A 17,370-nucleotide genomic window follows, 5' to 3' on the forward strand; every position below is an offset into this window, starting at 1 on the left:
AGCCTCGCCGAGTGCCCTGCACCGGTAATGCTGAGGCGTACGACAGCCAAGGATGCCCAGCGCCTGGAGCGCTTCTTCCGGCAATTCGAAGAGGTGTCTTTCTGCGAATGGCAGGACGCCAAATGCCTGCGTGGTGTATTGGTGCAAAAGACCACCACCGCATTCATTGCGCTGGACGCCAGTGGCGAAATCGTCGGCGCGGTACTGGGCGGCATGCTCGGCAGTCGCGGCACGATCAACCATTTGGCCGTGAGCCCGATGTATCGCAGCCAGGGTGTCGGTCAACGCTTGGTTGAAGCGGCATCGGCGGACATGAAACGCGTGGGCGTGCTGCGCATGTTCCTGTTTGTCGACGATGCCAACCTCGCCGGCAAACGTTTTTGGAGTGCCCAGGGTTTTTGCGAACCGCGTGGCGAAAGAACATTTGAGAGGGATCTATGAATGAGACGTCCAGCAGCCGTCCGCTGATGGTCGGGCCACAACAACGCTCGCGCACCTTTGCAGAAGCCAGCCCGGTAGTGGCGGGCTATTTCACGGTGTCGTTCGTGTTCGGCCTGATGGCGGTCAATGCCGGGATGCCGGTGTGGTTACCGGTCGCGATGTGCCTGTTTGTCTACGCCGGTGCTTCGCAGTTCGCTGCGCTGGCGCTGATTACCAGCGGCGCGTCACTGACCACCATCGTCCTCACCACGTTTCTGATCAACGCGCGGCACATGCTGATGTCCGTTTACATGGCCAAGGCGTTGCAGGCGATGGGGCTCAGTCGACTTGAGCGTTGGTGTTATGCGGGTGGGTTGACCGATGAGTCGTTCGCCTTCCACAGCGTCAAACTGGGCAAGGGTGCGCCGGTCAATGTGCGCTACCTGATCGGCTTCAATCTGTTTTGCCACACCTCGTGGGTGCTCGGCGGATTGCTCGGGGCGATTTGCGCGCAGTACGCGGCGCACTTGATCAAGTATCAGCTCGACTACGCGCTGACGGCGATGATGCTCTACGTGCTGGTTTCGCTGTGCAATACGCGTAACAAACTCATCGCTGCACTGGCCGCCGTCGCCTGTATGGGCGCACTGAGCCTGGTCGGCAGCTCGCCGTTCAACGTATTCATCGCCACCTTTGTGGGCTGCGGGGTGGGTGTATGCCTGACCAAACGTTCCTGATTCTGGTCGTCGTCCTGATGATGGCTGTGACGTTCTTGCCGCGTGCGCTGCCGCTGCAAGTGAACACCGACCATTGGCCGCCCTTCGTCGCCCGGGCGCTGGAATTCCTGCCGGTGGCGATCGTCGCTGCCATCAGCGTCACACCGCTGTTGATCAAGGATCAACACGTGCAGCTCGATCGCCCGGAATTTTATGCCGCGATTCCGACGTTGTTATGTGCGTACTTCAGCAAAAACCTCTTTCTCTCCGTTGCGGTGGGAACGGCTGCGTATATTGCGCTCAGTTCGTTCATGTAGCGCCAGGTCGACCACATCGTGCAAAGCCTGGCCCGACAACTCTGGGTTATTGACCGCCAACCGAACTTCGAGGGCATCCTCGAAGCCAGGGAAAATGGTCAAGCCGTTACGTTGGGCGGCGTCACGGGACACCATGCCCAGGCCGTCCATTTGCGTGATCAAGGAGAGCGTCAGCGTCTCACTGCAGGAGTAAACCATCCGTTTGTTCGACTCGTAATTGCCAAGGCCGGCGTCGAGAAAGCGCAAGAAACTGTGGGAATACGGACAATCGTCGGCCGGACGCACCTGAAATTTGTTGCCAAGCATCACCAGCGGATCATGTTCCTGACCGCAATGGGCACCGACCACCTGCACCTGAACCTCGGGCAGGATAATGCTGGGCATCCCTGGCAGCTGCGGGCCGATCAACACGGCCAGGTCAAAGTCTTCGTTTTTGAGCTTGCTGAGGTTTTCCATCGACTCGGCGTAGCTGAATTCCAGCTGATAGTCGGGAAACACCTCAATCAGGCGTCCGATCATTCGTCGATTGAAGTCAGCCGAAAGCGTTGTGTTCAGCGCCACTTTGAGCGTGCGCTGCCCAGGCTCTTTCAGCGCAGCCACTTTTTCTTCCAGTTGCCGCGTGGCCACCAACACCTTGTCCATGAAAGGCGTGAGTTCCGAGCCCTGCGTGGTCAGGGTCAACCCCTTGTTGGAGCGACGAAACAACCGAAAACCAAACTGCTCTTCGACTTTGTTCAACTGTGCAGCCAATGCCTGCACGGTCAAACAGGAATGCTCTGCCGCCGCTGACAATGAGCCAGTCTGCACAATGCGCATCAGGTTGCGTAGGGTTCTGCTATCCATTGGGTAATGCCCTCTGAAGTGGGCTGGCTATTGTTGTGTACCTGGCCGTCGGTTGGGCGATACGTGCTGGCTATAATCCTGCACCTGAACCCGCTTGTCCCGAGTTTAGTAGCGAATTGATGCTGGCGTCCGATGGTTGGAGGGTTGCGCAGGATCGAGGGTTTCTGGGGGAGGGTGGGTGATGGGGGTCAAAGAATGCTCGGACCGGGAGGTTTGGGCATTTTTTTGTCGTTTGTTTTCATATGGGCGCGCCATTTCGTACGTATAAGAAAGCCGCTACCTGCACGGCTATCGGACGTCTCCCAGTCAAAAAGAGGACCCGCCTGATTTCCATCCCTGACTTGTTTCGCTGAAATATCGACTCATCAATTCGAGATTTTTCTCCGAATTTGAGCCCATTGGATATCAAGGCATTTGCCAGCATCCACGACGCGAGCGAGTAGATACCGATGGATGTACCAGGGATAAAGGAAGTTCTCGGTCAACAAAACTGGAAAGACATTGGTTTGCCAGATATCCGGGATATACCGCTATCGATACTGGCGAGCGACGCTCGGGAACAACCAAGTGCAGTCGATCTCAATCACGCCTTGGACCAGGTACTAAACAAGCATCGGCATGGGATGTTGGTTTATCAACGATGTCTTCCCCACAAACAAAAAAAGCAGCCTGATTAGGCTGCTTTTCTTGAAGAGGTTGCTTGATATTGTGCTCCCTCAAGCAGGGGAGAAGAGGTCTCACCCGAGCGCTAATCTCCAGGTCATCAACGGGGTTCCTAACGCCGACTATCGCCACCTGATGGCAGTCGGTTTCGCGCTCTTGGACCGATTCTCTGCAACTTGCGACGTCGGTGTCAATTTGAGGATCTTGAGTCGACCATCCGGATACATTTGACGATTTCGAAACGTTTTTATGCAAACAGGCAGTTTTATGATCGTTTTTATGCACGAAAACTCATTTTTATGCAGAGGGCCGAAATTACTAACGATGTCCTCAAGCTTAAAAGCCTCGAGTAATTCGGGGCTTTTAAGTGCGCGGTGGCTCGTCCCGATTAAGGTTTACACCTTGTTACCTCTTTTCAACGAGGGCATAAATTCACCTGTTACAGCAGGCTCCTCCACCACAAATGATCAAAACGATCATTTGAATGATTGATTTGCGCAGTTCATGACGAAAGCCTAAGATAAATTTGACTGAATTAATCACTGCGTGATCGATTCAGTCAGTTTCGAGGTGATAAACGTCTTGCCAAACAATTATAAAAGGAGACCCTCGTGGCCCAAATTCCTATCAAGCGCACCATAGAACGCATCCCTGGCGGCATGATGATTGTCCCGCTGCTGATCGGTTCGCTGGTGGCTACCTTTCTTCCCGATACACCGAAGTTTTTCGGCTCTTTCACCAATGCGCTGTTCACCGGGGCATTACCCATCCTCGCGGTGTTCTACGTTTGCATGGGCGCGAGCATCAACATCAAGGCCACGCCTTACCTGCTGAAGAAGGGCGGCACGCTGCTCATCACCAAAGTCGGCATCGCTGTCCTGATCGGCATTGTGCTTGGGCACTTCCTGGGTGAGCAGCCGGTTTCGTCAGGGCTGTTCGCCGGTATTTCCACGCTGGCGATCGTTGCTGCGATGAACGACACCAACGGCGGGTTGTACATGGCGCTGATGGGGCAATACGGTCGATCCGAAGACGTCGGTGCCTACTCGGTCATGTCCCTGGAGTCCGGGCCTTTTCTGACGATGGTCACCTTGGGTATCGCCGGCCTGTCGGCCTTCCCGTGGCCGACGCTGGTGGGCAGCATTCTGCCGCTGGCCCTGGGCATGTTGTTGGGCAATCTTGACCGTGACATGCGCGATTTTCTGGCCAAAGCCGTTCCGGTGATGATCCCGTTCTTCGCCCTGGCACTCGGCGCCAGCCTGGATTTGCATAACGTCTGGCAGGCCGGTTTGCTCGGTCTGGGAATGGGTGTTGCGGTTGTCGTGTTGACCGGTATCCCGCTGTTCTTCGCTGACCGTTTGACCGGTGGCACTGGCGTCGCCGGCGTCGCTGCGGCCACCACCGCCGGGAACGCCGCCGCCGTGCCAGCACTGATCGCGGCGGCCAATCCGGTGTACGCAGAAGCGGCCAAGAGTGCGACCATATTGGTCGCCGCTTGTGTCGTGGTCACAGCGATTCTCGCGCCGTTGCTCACCGCAGCCGTTGCCAAGCGCGTGCAACAGCGCAATCCCGTCGTTATCCCTGAACCGGAGATAGAGCCTCAAAAGCAGGAGGCCTTGCGATGAGGATTCTGATCATCGCGGACGATTTGTCGGGCGCGGCAGATTGCGCCATCGGTTTTGCGAGCGCGGGGCTACAAACGGTGGTCACGCTCGACCCTTTGAATGACAAGGCTGACGCTCAGGTGATTGCGGCCGATACGGACACTCGACGCCTCTCTCCGGAGCGGGCCGCCGAGCGCACCGTCGCTGCATTTAAAGCGCTGCATCAACCCGGGCAGCGACTGTATAAAAAAATCGATTCAACCTTGCGCGGCAACTGGGCGGCCGAAGTCGCTGCCCTGCAACCGTTGGCAGGCCTGGCCATCGTCGCCCCGGCGTTTCCCGCCACCGGGCGTACGTTGCGTGGCGGTCGGGTGTTCGTGAACGGCCAGCCACTGGAAACCACCGACACCTGGAAACTCGAAAACGCCGACCGCCCGGCTGACGTCGAAGTGATGCTCATCGCCGCGGGCCTGAGCACCGCGAAGCTGGACCTCGACACCTTGCGCGGCAACGAAAATGCGCTCGCACAGCACATTATCGAAGTCGCCCGCAGCGGCACGCAGGCGTTGATCGTCGACGCACAAACCGAAGATGACCTGCTGACCCTCGCTCGCCTGACCGCGTCGATGGAACAGCCGCTGTTCTGGATCGGTTCGGGTGGTCTCGCTCGGGAAATAGCCGGTCTTCCTGACTTCAGCGAAACAGGTTTCACGGCCATCGAACCGGATGCAGTCGAAAAAAGTCAGGCGCCTATCCTGATACTCGTCGGTAGCCTTTCCGGAGTCTGCGACCGGCAATGCGCACGGCTCAAGGAGCGTGGCGGCGTCAGCGAATTGGTCGTACCGCCCGAGGTCCTTCGCCAGGGCACAACGCATGTCGATTGGGCGACGTGGCAGGCGCGCATCGGCGAGCAACTGGACGGCTGGAGTGACCTGCTGCTGCGCATCGGCCGCGATGAAGCGTTCGATCCCCAGGAGGGCGCGCAACTCTCGAACCTGCTGGCCGTGCTGGTAGAACCCCACTTCGCCAAGGTTGGCGGCTTGATCGCCACGGGTGGCGAGACGGCGCGGGCCATATTGACCACCGTCGGCATCGACAGCCTGCAACTGCTGACGGAAATCGAAGCCGGCGTCGCCTTCGCCCGCCCGACCGATTCCCGGCAGGGCCATCGTCCCGGCATCGTTACCAAGGCAGGCGCGTTCGGCACCGATCACGCCTTGTATGCGGCATGGCAACACTTGAGCGACAACGCCGATCGCTCCCCGTCCAAACGCACACGAATCCAAGGACTCCAATGAACACTATGAACAACTACCTCCCCATCATCGGCATCACCATGGGCGACGCCACGGGCGTCGGCCCGGAAATCATCGTCAAGAGCCTGACTCATGACATCGTCTACCAGCAATGCCGACCACTGGTGATCGGCGATGCCCGTCGCCTGGAGCAGGCCAACGTCATCGTCGGCGGCAGCGCCAAAGTGCGCCGCATCGAAGATGCCTCCCAAGCGTTGTACGAGGCCGGCACCATTGACTGCATCGACCTCGACCTGATCCCCGACGACCTGCCGTTCGGTGAACTGTCGCCCATCGCCGGTGACGCCGCTTATCAATACATCGCCCGCGCTGTGCAACTCGCCGAGGCCAGCCAGATTGATGCCATTTGCACCGCGCCATTGAACAAGGAAGCGCTGCACGCCGGCGGCCACAAATACCCGGGCCACACCGAAATGCTCGCGCACCTGACCAACGTCGACGAAGTATCGATGATGCTGGTGGCGCCGCAGCTGCGGGTGATTCACGTCACCACCCACATCGGGATCATCGACGCGATCCGCAAGATCGAACCGGGCCTGGTCCAGCGCACCATCGAGCGCGGCAACGCGACGCTGATCAAGGCCGGCATTGCCAAGCCACGAATCGGCGTGTGCGGGATCAACCCGCATGCCGGTGAAAACGGTCTGTTCGGTTATGGCGAAGAGGAAGAAAAGATCATCCCTGCGGTGAAGCTGTTGCAGGAACGCGGCCTCGACGTGACCGGCCCGCTGCCCGCCGATACGCTGTTCTTCCGCGCCGGACGCGGCGACTTCGACCTGGTGGTGGCGATGTATCACGACCAGGGCCACGGCCCGGTCAAAGTGCTGGGGCTTGAAGCCGGTGTGAACGTGACCGTGGGCCTGGACGTGATCCGCACTTCGGTCGACCACGGCACTGCTTTCGATATCGCCGGCAAGGGCATCGCCGATGAACGCAGCCTGCTCGAAGCGCTGCGCCAGGGTGCGGAGCTTGCCACGCGACGGGGATGAGGCGCACGGGCGCTGTCGTGTAAGATCGACCACCGTCCACACAACGAGACCCGCCATGAAAGCCTCCGAACGCCACCGCGCCATCCTCGATCTCGTACGCATTGGCGATGCCAACGTCGAGCAATTGAGCGCGGCGCTCGGGGTCTCGGAAGCGACCGTGCGACGTGACCTGACCATGCTCGCCAAACAGCGGCATCTGGTGCGCACCTACGGCGGCGCGACTTCGGTGGTTGGCGTTCATGAGCCGGAAGCTTCCCTCGAAGAACGCAAAACCAGCCAGTGGGAACAGAAAGACGCCATCGCCCAAGCGGCGGCGGCTCACGTTCAGGATGGCGATACCGTATTGCTCGATGGCGGCACCACCTGCGCCGCGCTGGCTCACCATTTGTGTTCACGGCAAGACGTGCATGTGGTGACCAATAATCTGCTGGCGGTGATGACCCTGGCCAACGCGCCGGGCGTGCGCCTGACCCTGATCGGCGGCGATCTGCGCGGTTCGAGCATGAGCACATTGGGGCCGTTGGCGGAACTGACGTTGAGCCGGTTGAGCGTCGACAAGGCCTTTCTGGGTGCGGACGGTGTGGTCGCGGAGTTTGGTTTGTGTGAAGCGAGTGCGCAGCAGGCGTATCTCAAGGAATGCATCATCAAGCGTGCGGCGCAGATTGTTGTCCTCGCCGACACCGACAAGTTGGGCCGTGCCCGGCAGCAGAATTGGACGCCGATTGAGCGGGAGTGGCGGTTGATTACCGGCTCCACTGCGGATGAAGCTGCGCTGGCGCCGTTTTATGCGCTTAAGCAGATCACGGTGGAAACTGTCGACGTCGCTTGATTGCTCACCTCTGTGGCGAGGGAGCTTGCTCCCGCTGGGCTGCGAAGCGGCCCCAAAATTCTCACAAGCAACGCTTTTTTTTGCACTCAAACGGTAGTTGTCTCCCTCGCGACAAAGCTCATGTCGCAAAAATCCAATTTCGGCGACACGTGTCGCCAACATGTCGTCCGCGGCGACACGTTCCGAAGACGTGTCGCAAAAAGTGAAAAATTGCGACACGTTAATAAGAACGACTCAAAACGCCCCGATAGGCTCGGGGCTTATTTATGCGTGCAATTTTTTATGGTGCGACGTCACTGGATCGGTTGTTACACGGTGCGGCGAGCACCTTCACCACATCATCAATGATCGCCTTACTCATATCCTGCAAATAATGCGATGCCCAGGCATGCCGGTCGGTATCCCGAACCATCACGGCATCTGATGCGAGAAGTTTGGCGATGTGGAGCAGATCGGAAGCGTGGGAGAGGGCCTGGATCACCGGGACGCCAGCGTTGATACGGAAGAGTGCATCGTTTGCGTGGTAGGAGAAAGGGGTGAGGCCGATGGTTTTGAGGTCTTGAGGGTTGGTCATTGGGCACCTCCGGTTTTTGGGCGGTGGTGGGTGATGGCTGGTGGAGCGGTAGCGCAAATTTTGGACGGATCGATAGCGGGCATTAGCAAAAACTCCTGAATCAAAGTTTGAGCTACCACGTTCGTTCTCAGGCGAATGGGTGGCAGCTATGCGTGGGCTGAGAAACCGGAGATACAGGAACCCGGCAGACCCGAAGGTCTCCCACGCACAGCCGCCATTACACGGAAATGCAGGCACAAAAAAACGCCAACAATCGTGATTATGGGCGCTTGTGCGCCTGTATCTTACTCGGGTTCTCAGGCCCGGTCGCTGAATTGGCAGCGACGACCTGAAGGTAGCTTGAGAGGGGAGGATGCGCAATCGTGGCTAGGTGGTGGCGTGCCGAAATGTTTTGGTGATTTTTATGGCTGGGCAATAAATATTGCCCAGCAATAATTTTGATAATTTGAGAAGGCTTGTTGAGACCTTATCGACTGGCGAAATAGGCATCAGTATTGGATATCGAATTGGATCAGTTTCAAAAGGATTTGCTGGAATCTGTGCGCGAAATGAATGAGCACCGAGCGCTTCCAATCGCTGAGGGCAGGCCGTTAACGAAGGAACGCATCAACTCGCACATGTCGTTATCAGCGACACGTTCCAATAACGTGTCGCAGAAAGTGAAAAAAAGCGACACGTTACAAAGCGGACTACATCAAAAGGGGCTGAGTCCTACGGAAAAAGAAGCCTGCGATAACTACTAAACAGCATCCCTTCAATCGTCTACTGGACGTTGAGAAGGCATCGACTGTTTCAGGTAGGAATCCAGCATTTGAAGAGATTTGCTTTTGTAAGTGAAGCTGCAACATGGGAGTACAAGGCCTTGCCGGACTGGGTTCAGGATGAGTTTGGGAAAGACCTGATGCGTGTGCAGTACGGCGGGGATCCAGAGTTGGCAATAAAGCAGCTGAGTTCAATCGGGGCGGGGACGATTGAGATGATCATCAATGGTAGCCCGGCATACCGATGCATCTACATCACGAAGTATGCGGACACCATTTTCGTCCTTCATTCGTTCGTGAAGACGACGAATCGAACTGATCGTCACGCAATGGCAGTTGCGGAGGATCGGTTGAAGGAGCTCAAACGGGAGCTTCGGAATATGGAGTGGAACGTCTAGCAGGCGTGAGCTTGTGAAATGACTATCTGAGGCAACGCGCCAGCATCGTTGGATGGCAGAGTAAACGTGGTGCGAAAGCCGAGTTTATCCAGCATGTCCATCATTGCATCGATCGTAAACTTCTCGATTTTCCCAGTGGTGAGTTCAGAAACACGTGATTGGGTCACGTTCAACCTGGCTGCGGTCTCACTCTGTTTGAGGCCCAGTTTTTTGATGCACTCAGTGATGAAAATGGACAACTCCATTTTCAGAGCCATTTTGCTGGCGACTTCCTCGTCATGCGTGACATGGAACGGACTGTCGAAGAATTGGATTGCCATGAGCAATCTCCTTTTTTAAATGGTTATCTAAAATTTACGATAAATGGAGGTTAGCGATTGATCATTTTTGATGCAAACATTTTTTCGCCTGCCCCTAGCGCACTCATTACACCAAGTAACTAATGATGTTCCCGTCCCCACCTTTATCCCCTCCAGCTAACTCCCTACATTGAGCTCCAACGCCTACCCATTCATTCCGAAGGGCAGGTCACTGGAGATTCCCTCATGCCTTTTGTCAGCGTTCGCATCACCCGCGATGGCGTTACCTCAGAGCAGAAAGCTCAGGTGATCGCCGAAATCACTGAAACCCTGGAACGCGTCCTCAAAAAGGATCCGCACCTGACCCACATCGTGATCGAAGAAGTCGACACCGATAACTGGGGCTACGCCGGCATCACCACCACCCAGTACCGCAAAAAACTGGCTGAGGGGGAGGGCAAGTCATGACCGCGTCGGTCTCTATCGATTTCATCTCCGACGTGGTGTGCCCGTGGTGCGCGTTGGGTGCGACGGCGCTGGAGCAGGCCATCGAGAACGTGGCCGGTGAAGTCTCGGTGGAGCTCACTTACAAGCCCTTCGAGTTGAACCCGGACATGCCGGCGGTCGGTGAAAAAGCCGTCGAGCATTTGATGCGCAAGTATGGACGCACCGCCGAGGACGTCGCCGCTGGGAAAGCGATGCAAATCGCTCGTGGCGAGGCCATTGGTTTCACGTTCGATCTGGAGAAACGCACGCGCTTCTACAACACGTTTGATGCGCACCGGTTGCTGTTATGGGCGTTGCAGGAAGGTCGGCAGATCGAGCTGAAGAAGATCCTGTTGCGCGCTTACTTCACCGACGGCCAGAACCCGAGCAACCGCGAAACGCTGGCTCGTCTGGCCGGGGAAGCAGGACTGGATGTGGCAGCTGCGCAGGAAGTGTTGGCATCCGCAGCGTTCGCGAAAGAAGTGCGCGAGCTTGAGGCGTTCTACCGCCAGCACGGGATCAATTCGGTCCCGGCCATGATCCTTAACGGTCGTCACCTGGTGTCCGGCTCGCAGTCGGTCGAGTACTACGAACAAATGCTGAGACAAATGGCCAAGGCCCCCGCTGAAGCCTGATTACTTACTTTTTTAAATCATCTTTTAATTAGCAGAGGTTCATCATGAGCAATTCGAAAAAAGTCATCGTCATTACCGGCGCATCCCAAGGCCTCGGCGCCGGCATGGTCAAAGCCTTCCGTGATCTGGATTACAAGGTTGTCGCCACTTCGCGTTCGATCAAACCATCTACCGACCCGGACATCCTCACTGTAGCGGGCGACATCGGCGACCCGGCTGTTGCGCAGCAAGTGATCCGCGAAGCCATCGCCCGTTTTGGCCGCATCGATACGTTGGTCAACAACGCCGGGATCTTCATTGCCAAGCCGTTCACTGCCTACACCGCTGAAGACTACGCCAATGTGTTGTCGGTTAACTTGAACGGCTTCTTCTACATCACCCAACTCGCGATCAACGAGATGGAAAAACAGGGCAAAGGCCACGTGGTCAACATCACCACCAGTCTGACGGACCACGCGGTTGATGGTGTGCCATCGGTTCTGGCTTCGCTGACCAAAGGTGGTTTGAACGCGGCGACCAAGTCCCTGGCGATTGAGTACGCCAAGCGTGGGATTCGGGTGAATGCGGTTTCGCCAGGCATCATCAAGACGCCGATGCATGGTGAGGAAACGCATGAAGCGCTGGGGAATCTGCATCCGGTTGGGCATATGGGCGAGATCGGTGACATTGCTCAGGCGGTTGTTTACCTGGATAGCGCGAACTTTGTTACTGGTGAGATTCTGCATGTGGATGGTGGGCAGAGCGCTGGTCACTAAGACTTGGTCTTTCAAACCCCAGAAACACAAAGCCCTCGTATCTCTACGAGGGCTTTTTTTTACTTCGGGTTTTTATTCCAGGTGCCATTGCGGTTGACGTTTCCAATCGCCAGGAAAGCCCATCAGGCTTAAATTCGTTGATTCCAGATGCTCCATGATTTCTGCGAGACGAGGTTTCCACCGGCTGTCTGGACTGATCAAATCGGTTAGATACGCGAGGATCGTCAATACGATATAAAGCCGCTGTTTGGGCTGAGGTCTGCTGGCAGCTGCGTTTGGGATATTCCACTCTTTGGGTAGCGAGGGCCGAATTGAGAGTTCTCTGTTCCATAACCGCGAGTGGTGGGCGCAACAGTTTCGTATGAAGGTCAGGGTGTGGAGCCACGAAGCCAAAACATCGAACGGCAGACCGAATCTGGCGGCAATAGCTTTCTTGTCGGCACTTCTGCCTATGGCATTGAATAGGGTGGATACCGTACCGAGGCTGAGTTCTTCAAGAATGGCCCATGCGGGCGGCAGTTCGGGAAAGGCATAGGTCGCACCGTAGTATCGAAAATAGTTATCACGCATGCGGTTTTCGATTCTCTGCTGCTGAAGGCCGTCGTCCTGTCGCCCTTTCTTGATACGGTCCGTTTCACGTTCGAATTTATTTCGCTCTTTGCTCAATTGGTCCCGAAGGGGGCGTAAGAGTTCGGTGTGCGAATAGGACGAGGAGAACACCGAGGCATCGGCGATCCAGTCAGACCCATACTTGGGGCACATGTGGCTGCTGATGCTTGCTCGTATCGCGACCTCGACCCTCTCGATGGCGTCCATGGTTATGCGTCGCAACGCCCCATCGAATCGGTATATGTCGACTACGGCTTTCAGAGTGCTACCGGGTTTGAAGGTATGTTCTGGCCCTTGCTCTTGGAAGGGGCGCATATAGGGGCTCAGGCGAAACAGCGTGACCACTTCGAGAAAGCGCATGGCCCGGTCGTTGTTTGCGACTTGCAGGCCTCGTTGCTTTAGCAGTTCCAATTGCTGTTCTACGCTGAGGGCCGGTTTGTCGAAGGACCTCATGTAGCTTTTCTCCAGGCAACAAAAACCCGCACGATTTGAGCTTGCTGACTGGGTCAACCTAGGCTTGGCGGGTGTGTTGGGGTGCATTATAGGTAGGTGTGAGACCCCGTCAACGTTGCACTGACGCGAATTTGTAACGATTAGGTGTGCGGGCAATGTTTGGTCTGGCGCTGGAGGTAAGGTTTTGTTGGCTTCTATAGAAGCCAATGTGTTGGCGTCCCGGGGACTGTCTCCAAACCCCAGAAACAACAAAGCCCTCGTATTTCTACGAGGGCTTTTTTATGTTGCCCGCAACATTCGCTACAGACAAGAAAGCTCCACATCTTCGTCGTCGGGGACTTCGTCCGTAACAATCACTCGTGCGTGCGCGCTGTGCTCTTCCTCCATGCGCAACCCGAAGTAGCGGGTATCGTTGGCGTCCCAAAATGCCTCTATCTGCGCCATGGGTGCATGTTCCAGCAGCACCTCGGCGCTGTGCTCCAAGATGATCGAGTAACGTCGTTCGGTGTTCATTACAAAGGGGCTCGCAACGGCGGAGTGAAGTGGCAGATTGTGCATAAGCACTGCTGCCATTATGCCGTCTCACTGATTTTCGACCGTAACCGCTCATCGTTTCGGGGAGGTATGTAGATGCGCGGTACCAGAATGGGATGCGTCGACTCGCGTCTTTGATGAATATGACCATCCTTCAGCGAGACGGGCGAGCGTAAGACCCATAAACGAAAAAGGCCCACCTTTCGGTGAGCCTTTTTCGATATTGCGTATGGTGCCGGCACCAGGAGTCGAACCCGGGACCTACTGATTACAAGTCAGTTGCTCTACCAACTGAGCTATACCGGCGTGTTGGGCGACGATTATAGCGATTGGATTGGTTCTGTAAACCCCTGAATTCAGACTATTTTTGCGCAGGCGTCAGGTCAGGCGCGCAGCAGGGTTTTCTTGAGTTTCTGGATGGCTTGCCAGGTCCGGCTGTTTTGCATTGCGCGCAGCTGTGCTTCGGCCTGTTCGGCGCGTTGCAGGGCGGCGGTGAGTTGGTGTTCGGCGTCGCTGACGGGGTGGCTGAAGTTGTGGCCTTTGCAGAACTGGAAATTGTCCAGGTTGCAGGGCGGGATGTCGAAGGCGGGTTTGAGGTGCAGGTGTTCTTCGGCGAGGTAATAGGTATTGATGCCGTCGAACAGGATGGACTGGTAGCCGGCGCCGGTGACGAGGGTTTCCCAGGTCTGGTCGCGTTCCCACGGGGTTTCGATGAGGATGACCCACGGCCGCCACCGGGTGAAGTCCATGCCGCGCAGGACAGTTTCTTCGTGGCCTTCGACGTCGATTTTCAGGAAGTGGATCGGCCGGCCCTGCGCGTGCTCTTCGCAGATGGAGGTCAGGGTGCGGGATTTGACGGTCTGGCTGCGCACGTCCATGCCGGCGTCTTTGTGCATTTGCGCCATGGCCGGGTCGACGGTCGAGAGGCCGGTGCCGGCGATGCCGTAGAAGGTCAGGCTCTCAGCGCTTTCGCCGGCCACGCATTGCAGGTTGGTGTCTTTGGGACGTTGCTGGCACAGGGCTTCGTAGTAGTTGGGCATCGGTTCGACGTTGATGCCGGTCCAGCCATGGTCGTAGAACGCTTTGGTGACCGAGTCATGGGTGGGGTCGTTGGCCCCGACATCGATATAGAAGCCGTTCTCGACAGTCTTGAGGGCGCGCCACAGGCGGATGTCTTCGAAATTCTGTGCGTAAGAAATGAACGTCACTGTCGCATCCTGTCGGTCGAATTTTCTTGTGGGTGGTCGCGCTGTCGGCGTCCTTGCGTCTGTGTATAACAAGAGTCACGAAGCGGTGCAATTTCCCCGGTCTGGCGTCCTGACTTCGGCGCTTATGTCCTTTGCATTGAATGCTTATGCACATCGGGCCGCACGCCTTGCCCCCTTCATTACTGTTTTTGCGGACCCGTTCTCATTTGTTCGCAAATGCCTGTTTTTCTGGTTTTTTTCGCAGGTGTACGAAAAGTGAACAGACTAGTTTCAGCTCTGAAACAACCGTGTTTATTGGATCCACGATTATTTCATCAACAGAGTTATCCACAGGTCTGAATTGCTTTAAGGGCGTTCTGCCAGAAGCAGGAAATTACGCGGCGTGAGCGGAGTTTCGCAGAAGGTGCCCAGACGAACGGTATAGCCCTGCTCCCTGAGGAAAAGTGCCCGGTCGAGAACCAGCCATAGCTCCAACGGGCGTCGGAAAAGTCCGCGCAGCAGCTCCAGATTGCGTACATGCGCCAAGCGCTGCCAGCCAGCGGCTTCGAGTGCGGACCAATCTTGCGCGCCAACTGTGGATAACTCTTTCAGCGCGGCCAGATGATGGCAGTACTCGGCGAAGGGTTTGTCCAGCCAGGCGCTGGGCAGGGACGGAGTCGGCAGGTATTCATCAACGCCGCGCAGTTGCCGTTGCAGCAGGTCGAAACCCAGACGCCGGGCCATGGAGGTGTCACGCTGACGGCGCACGCGCGCGCCGGCAGTGACGGTTTCGCTCATCGGGAGGGCGAGATCGTCGAGGGACAGCTGTAGGTCGGAGCGTAAAGCCACAGAGGAAAGCGGCTGATAGGCCGCAAGACTGATCCGGTTATAACAGCACGGCGCGATGGCGAGTTGCTTGCAACCTGCCGCACTGGCGAGCTGGATCAGTCGCACATGCAAGTCACCGCATGCATGCAGCGCGACGGGTGTGTGTCCGTTGTGCAGTAGTGATGCAGCATCCGAGGCCAGTACATCCTGTTCGACGTGCAGTGCGTGCAAGTGATGACGCTGGCTGAGTGCCTGTCCGCTGGCCACCAGTGCCGGGTCGTATTCCAGACAGGTCAGTTGTTGCCCGGTTTGCAGCAAACGCCGGCCCAGGTGGCCCTTGCCCGAGCACCAGTCCAGCCAATGCCTCGGTGGCGCAGCAAACGACAGGCGACTGGCAAACGCCTCGATCTGTTGCCACTTACGCCCCGGCACATCGACGTTCAGGCGATGCCCGGCCGCTTGCAGCGAATGCGCCGGCAATTCACCGACCGTACTCAGCTCAAGCGATAACGCCGCCAACGAAGCAAACGGCTCCGGCGCATCCAGCAAACAAGGTTGGTTATGAGCAAGTTCTGCGTCGTCCAGCGACCGCCCCCATAGCCAAAGTGCCAACTTCGGGTAGGACGTTTCCCAAGGCAGGTGCAGATGAGTAAACGGCCGTGGCTTCCACAGCGCTTGATGCTCGATCAGAAAAGCATCCAGCGCCGTGAAGCGGGCGAGCAGGGCCTCGCCCGTCAGCACGCAGGAGGAATCAACGCCCTTGGCAGGCATCGACGCGCAACCAGCGCTCCAGCAGCTTGAAGCCGCGAACCAGCACGTAAGCCATCAACAGATAGAACATGCCCGCGGCGAAGAAGATCTCCACCGGCAGGTAGGTTCGGGCAATGATGGTGCGGGCCATGCCGGTCAGTTCCAGCAGGGTCACGGTACTGGCCAGGGCGCTGGCCTTGAGCATAAGGATCACTTCGTTGCTGTAGGCCGGGAGGCCGATGCGCGCGGCTCGCGGCAGGATGATATAGAACAGCGCTTTGGCGCGAGACATACCCAACGCGCGCGCCGCTTCGATTTCACCCGGCGGAATCGCCTGGATCGCGCCGCGCAGGATCTCGGCGATGTAGGCAGCGGTGTGCAGGGTCATGGTCGCGGTGGCGCACCAGAACGGATCGCGCAAGTACGGCCACATGGAGCTATTACGGATGACATCGAACTGCGCCAGGCCGTAATAAACCAGGAACAGCTGAACCAGCAACGGCGTGCCGCGGAAAAAGAAGATATAGCCGTAGGGAAATGCCCGTACGTACCAGAGTCGTGACGAACGCGCGATGCCCAGCGGAATCGCCAGCAGCAAACCGGCGATCACGGCGATGGCCACCAGTTCCAGGGTCAGCGTTGCGCCTTGGGCCAGTTTCGGCAGCCACTTGATGATGACTTCCCAGTTCATTGGGTGCTCCTCGCGAAGCCGCGAGCGGCACGTCGTTCCATTAAGTGCATGCCGCTCATGGCGAGCACGGTCAAGCCCAGGTACATGAACGCGGCCACCATATAGAAGGTGAACGGTTGCTTGGACACGGTCACGCCGATTTGCGCGTGGCGCATGATTTCTTCCAGGCCGATGACCGATACCAGCGCGGTGTCTTTCATCAGGATCATGAACAGGTTGCCAAGGCCCGGCAGGGCGATGCGCCACATTTGCGGCATGATCAGTTTGGTGAAGATGCGAAACTTCGACAGACCCAATGCCACGCCGGCTTCACGGTGACCTTTGGGAATCGCCAGAATCGCGCCCCGAAACACTTCGGTGGCGTAGGCGCCAAAGCACAGCCCCAGGGCAATCACACCGGCTGCGAAGGCATTGAGTTCGAGGTCGGGGTTACCGAAAAACTCGCCCATGGCACGCATCAGGTTGACCGTGCCGAAATAGATCAACAGCACCCAGAGTAATTCCGGAATACCGCGAACCAGTGTCGAATAAGTGCCGCCAAGCCATTGCAGAGGCTTGTATGGCGAAGTCTTGGCCAAGGCGCCGAGCAGACCGAACACCAGTCCCAGGCACAGGGCCGAGAGTGCCAGTTTCACAGTCATCAGCGCGCCGGCGGCGAGCGCCGGGCCGAATCCGTAGAGATCGATAGTCATGGATTTCTTTTCAAATCGCGG

The 17,370-nt window shown here is 57.2% G+C and carries 21 protein-coding genes and 1 tRNA gene; 12 read left to right on the forward strand and 10 right to left on the reverse strand.

Features of this window, described 5'->3' with window-relative positions; genetic code table 11:
• The first annotated feature begins 27 nt into the window (after window positions 1-27).
• Genes C7534_RS06495 through C7534_RS06505 form a run of 3 tightly spaced genes read left to right on the forward strand, consistent with a single transcriptional unit; the run spans window position 28 to window position 1,453 of the window.
• Entirely contained in the window at window positions 28-441 is a 414-nt protein-coding gene (locus C7534_RS06495) for a GNAT family N-acetyltransferase (protein ID WP_175649052.1), read from the forward strand.
• Entirely contained in the window at window positions 438-1,157 is a 720-nt protein-coding gene (locus C7534_RS06500; protein WP_046031272.1) for an AzlC family ABC transporter permease, read from the forward strand. The genes C7534_RS06495 and C7534_RS06500 overlap by 4 nt, the downstream gene beginning before the upstream one ends.
• Window positions 1,136-1,453 carry an AzlD domain-containing protein gene (locus C7534_RS06505; RefSeq protein WP_109785315.1) on the forward strand — a complete coding sequence of 106 codons (318 nt, stop codon included), beginning with the start codon at window positions 1,136-1,138 and terminating at the stop codon, window positions 1,451-1,453. Before C7534_RS06500 ends, C7534_RS06505 begins: the two co-directional genes overlap by 22 nt.
• Here the strand turns inward: C7534_RS06505 and C7534_RS06510 are convergent.
• On the reverse strand, window positions 1,370-2,296 hold the full coding sequence (locus C7534_RS06510; protein ID WP_109785316.1) for a LysR family transcriptional regulator: 927 nt from the start codon (window positions 2,294-2,296) through the stop codon (window positions 1,370-1,372). The genes C7534_RS06505 and C7534_RS06510 overlap by 84 nt on opposite strands.
• A gap of 1,274 nt (window positions 2,297-3,570) precedes the next feature.
• Between C7534_RS06510 and C7534_RS06520 the strand changes: the two genes are divergently transcribed.
• From C7534_RS06520 to C7534_RS06535, 4 genes are read left to right on the forward strand one after another with little or no spacing between them, the layout of a single operon-like run.
• A complete protein-coding gene (locus tag C7534_RS06520; protein ID WP_077432267.1) occupies window positions 3,571-4,584 on the forward strand; it encodes a 2-keto-3-deoxygluconate permease in 1,014 nt (337 codons plus the stop codon).
• Window positions 4,581-5,861: a four-carbon acid sugar kinase family protein gene (locus C7534_RS06525; RefSeq protein WP_109785318.1), complete on the forward strand. Its 1,281-nt coding sequence runs from the start codon at window positions 4,581-4,583 to the stop codon at window positions 5,859-5,861. Before C7534_RS06520 ends, C7534_RS06525 begins: the two co-directional genes overlap by 4 nt.
• A gap of 5 nt (window positions 5,862-5,866) precedes the next feature.
• Window positions 5,867-6,868 (forward strand): 4-hydroxythreonine-4-phosphate dehydrogenase PdxA, encoded by a 1,002-nt coding sequence (pdxA, locus tag C7534_RS06530; RefSeq protein ID WP_046031370.1) that lies wholly within the window; start codon window positions 5,867-5,869, stop codon window positions 6,866-6,868.
• Between the two features lie 55 nt (window positions 6,869-6,923).
• Entirely contained in the window at window positions 6,924-7,697 is a 774-nt protein-coding gene (locus C7534_RS06535; protein WP_109785319.1) for a DeoR/GlpR family DNA-binding transcription regulator, read from the forward strand.
• A gap of 280 nt (window positions 7,698-7,977) precedes the next feature.
• Here the strand turns inward: C7534_RS06535 and C7534_RS06540 are convergent, their stop codons facing one another.
• Entirely contained in the window at window positions 7,978-8,271 is a 294-nt protein-coding gene (locus C7534_RS06540) for a DUF3077 domain-containing protein (RefSeq protein ID WP_109785320.1), read from the reverse strand.
• 494 nt (window positions 8,272-8,765) lie between these two features.
• Between C7534_RS06540 and C7534_RS32290 the strand changes: the two genes are divergently transcribed.
• Both C7534_RS32290 and C7534_RS06545 read left to right on the forward strand, forming a co-directional pair.
• A complete protein-coding gene (locus C7534_RS32290) occupies window positions 8,766-9,014 on the forward strand; it encodes a hypothetical protein (RefSeq protein ID WP_139348152.1) in 249 nt (82 codons plus the stop codon).
• A gap of 68 nt (window positions 9,015-9,082) precedes the next feature.
• The gene (locus C7534_RS06545) at window positions 9,083-9,430 is read left to right on the forward strand and encodes a type II toxin-antitoxin system RelE/ParE family toxin (RefSeq protein ID WP_109785321.1); all 348 of its coding nucleotides are present in this window, start codon (window positions 9,083-9,085) and stop codon (window positions 9,428-9,430) included.
• Here C7534_RS06545 and C7534_RS06550 read toward each other — a convergent pair.
• Entirely contained in the window at window positions 9,427-9,750 is a 324-nt protein-coding gene (locus C7534_RS06550; RefSeq protein WP_046031264.1) for a helix-turn-helix domain-containing protein, read from the reverse strand. The genes C7534_RS06545 and C7534_RS06550 overlap by 4 nt on opposite strands.
• 225 nt (window positions 9,751-9,975) lie before the next feature.
• Here C7534_RS06550 and C7534_RS06555 point away from each other — a divergent pair, with 225 nt between their 5' ends.
• From C7534_RS06555 to C7534_RS06565, 3 genes are read left to right on the forward strand one after another with little or no spacing between them, the layout of a single operon-like run.
• On the forward strand, window positions 9,976-10,197 hold the full coding sequence (locus tag C7534_RS06555) for a tautomerase family protein (RefSeq protein WP_109785322.1): 222 nt from the start codon (window positions 9,976-9,978) through the stop codon (window positions 10,195-10,197).
• Window positions 10,194-10,850: a DsbA family oxidoreductase gene (locus tag C7534_RS06560; protein ID WP_109785323.1), complete on the forward strand. Its 657-nt coding sequence runs from the start codon at window positions 10,194-10,196 to the stop codon at window positions 10,848-10,850. Before C7534_RS06555 ends, C7534_RS06560 begins: the two co-directional genes overlap by 4 nt.
• A 44-nt stretch (window positions 10,851-10,894) precedes the next feature.
• Complete coding sequence (locus C7534_RS06565) at window positions 10,895-11,605, forward strand: SDR family NAD(P)-dependent oxidoreductase (protein WP_027922197.1); 711 nt, start codon at window positions 10,895-10,897, stop codon at window positions 11,603-11,605.
• Window positions 11,606-11,677: 72 nt separating this feature from the next.
• On the opposite strand, the gene C7534_RS06570 is transcribed toward C7534_RS06565, so the two are convergent.
• From C7534_RS06570 to C7534_RS06600, 7 genes are all read right to left on the reverse strand, one after another.
• Window positions 11,678-12,667: an Abi family protein gene (locus C7534_RS06570; RefSeq protein ID WP_109785324.1), complete on the reverse strand. Its 990-nt coding sequence runs from the start codon at window positions 12,665-12,667 to the stop codon at window positions 11,678-11,680.
• Window positions 12,668-12,967: 300 nt separating this feature from the next.
• Window positions 12,968-13,180 (reverse strand): hypothetical protein, encoded by a 213-nt coding sequence (locus C7534_RS06575; protein ID WP_046031369.1) that lies wholly within the window; start codon window positions 13,178-13,180, stop codon window positions 12,968-12,970.
• A gap of 251 nt (window positions 13,181-13,431) precedes the next feature.
• A tRNA-Thr gene (locus C7534_RS06580) sits at window positions 13,432-13,507 on the reverse strand.
• A gap of 77 nt (window positions 13,508-13,584) precedes the next feature.
• Entirely contained in the window at window positions 13,585-14,409 is an 825-nt protein-coding gene (locus C7534_RS06585; RefSeq protein ID WP_109785325.1) for an FkbM family methyltransferase, read from the reverse strand.
• Window positions 14,410-14,754: 345 nt separating this feature from the next.
• A complete protein-coding gene (locus tag C7534_RS06590; protein WP_109785326.1) occupies window positions 14,755-15,987 on the reverse strand; it encodes a methyltransferase in 1,233 nt (410 codons plus the stop codon).
• Window positions 15,968-16,657: an ABC transporter permease gene (locus tag C7534_RS06595; protein ID WP_046031258.1), complete on the reverse strand. Its 690-nt coding sequence runs from the start codon at window positions 16,655-16,657 to the stop codon at window positions 15,968-15,970. Before C7534_RS06595 ends, C7534_RS06590 begins: the two co-directional genes overlap by 20 nt.
• On the reverse strand, window positions 16,654-17,349 hold the full coding sequence (locus C7534_RS06600) for an ABC transporter permease (protein ID WP_109785327.1): 696 nt from the start codon (window positions 17,347-17,349) through the stop codon (window positions 16,654-16,656). The genes C7534_RS06595 and C7534_RS06600 overlap by 4 nt, the downstream gene beginning before the upstream one ends.
• Between the last annotated feature and the right edge of the window lie 21 nt (window positions 17,350-17,370).

Origin of the sequence: Pseudomonas sp. OV226, assembly GCF_003148705.1 — a bacterium.
Classification (GTDB): domain Bacteria; phylum Pseudomonadota; class Gammaproteobacteria; order Pseudomonadales; family Pseudomonadaceae; genus Aquipseudomonas.

Coding starts and splice junctions, on each gene's coding strand:
- C7534_RS06525 (WP_109785318.1), top strand. CDS start 4,581: ATGAGGATTCTGATCATCGCGGACGATTTGTCGGGCGCGGCAGATTGC.
- C7534_RS06565 (WP_027922197.1), top strand. CDS start 10,895: ATGAGCAATTCGAAAAAAGTCATCGTCATTACCGGCGCATCCCAAGGC.
- C7534_RS06535 (WP_109785319.1), top strand. CDS start 6,924: ATGAAAGCCTCCGAACGCCACCGCGCCATCCTCGATCTCGTACGCATT.
- C7534_RS06500 (WP_046031272.1), top strand. CDS start 438: ATGAATGAGACGTCCAGCAGCCGTCCGCTGATGGTCGGGCCACAACAA.
- C7534_RS06560 (WP_109785323.1), top strand. CDS start 10,194: ATGACCGCGTCGGTCTCTATCGATTTCATCTCCGACGTGGTGTGCCCG.
- C7534_RS06575 (WP_046031369.1), bottom strand. CDS start 13,180: ATGAACACCGAACGACGTTACTCGATCATCTTGGAGCACAGCGCCGAG.
- C7534_RS06550 (WP_046031264.1), bottom strand. CDS start 9,750: ATGGCAATCCAATTCTTCGACAGTCCGTTCCATGTCACGCATGACGAG.
- C7534_RS06570 (WP_109785324.1), bottom strand. CDS start 12,667: ATGAGGTCCTTCGACAAACCGGCCCTCAGCGTAGAACAGCAATTGGAA.
- pdxA (WP_046031370.1), top strand. CDS start 5,867: ATGAACAACTACCTCCCCATCATCGGCATCACCATGGGCGACGCCACG.
- C7534_RS06555 (WP_109785322.1), top strand. CDS start 9,976: ATGCCTTTTGTCAGCGTTCGCATCACCCGCGATGGCGTTACCTCAGAG.
- C7534_RS06600 (WP_109785327.1), bottom strand. CDS start 17,349: ATGACTATCGATCTCTACGGATTCGGCCCGGCGCTCGCCGCCGGCGCG.
- C7534_RS06595 (WP_046031258.1), bottom strand. CDS start 16,657: ATGAACTGGGAAGTCATCATCAAGTGGCTGCCGAAACTGGCCCAAGGC.
- C7534_RS06510 (WP_109785316.1), bottom strand. CDS start 2,296: ATGGATAGCAGAACCCTACGCAACCTGATGCGCATTGTGCAGACTGGC.
- C7534_RS06540 (WP_109785320.1), bottom strand. CDS start 8,271: ATGACCAACCCTCAAGACCTCAAAACCATCGGCCTCACCCCTTTCTCC.
- C7534_RS06495 (WP_175649052.1), top strand. CDS start 28: ATGCTGAGGCGTACGACAGCCAAGGATGCCCAGCGCCTGGAGCGCTTC.
- C7534_RS06590 (WP_109785326.1), bottom strand. CDS start 15,987: ATGCCTGCCAAGGGCGTTGATTCCTCCTGCGTGCTGACGGGCGAGGCC.
- C7534_RS06505 (WP_109785315.1), top strand. CDS start 1,136: ATGCCTGACCAAACGTTCCTGATTCTGGTCGTCGTCCTGATGATGGCT.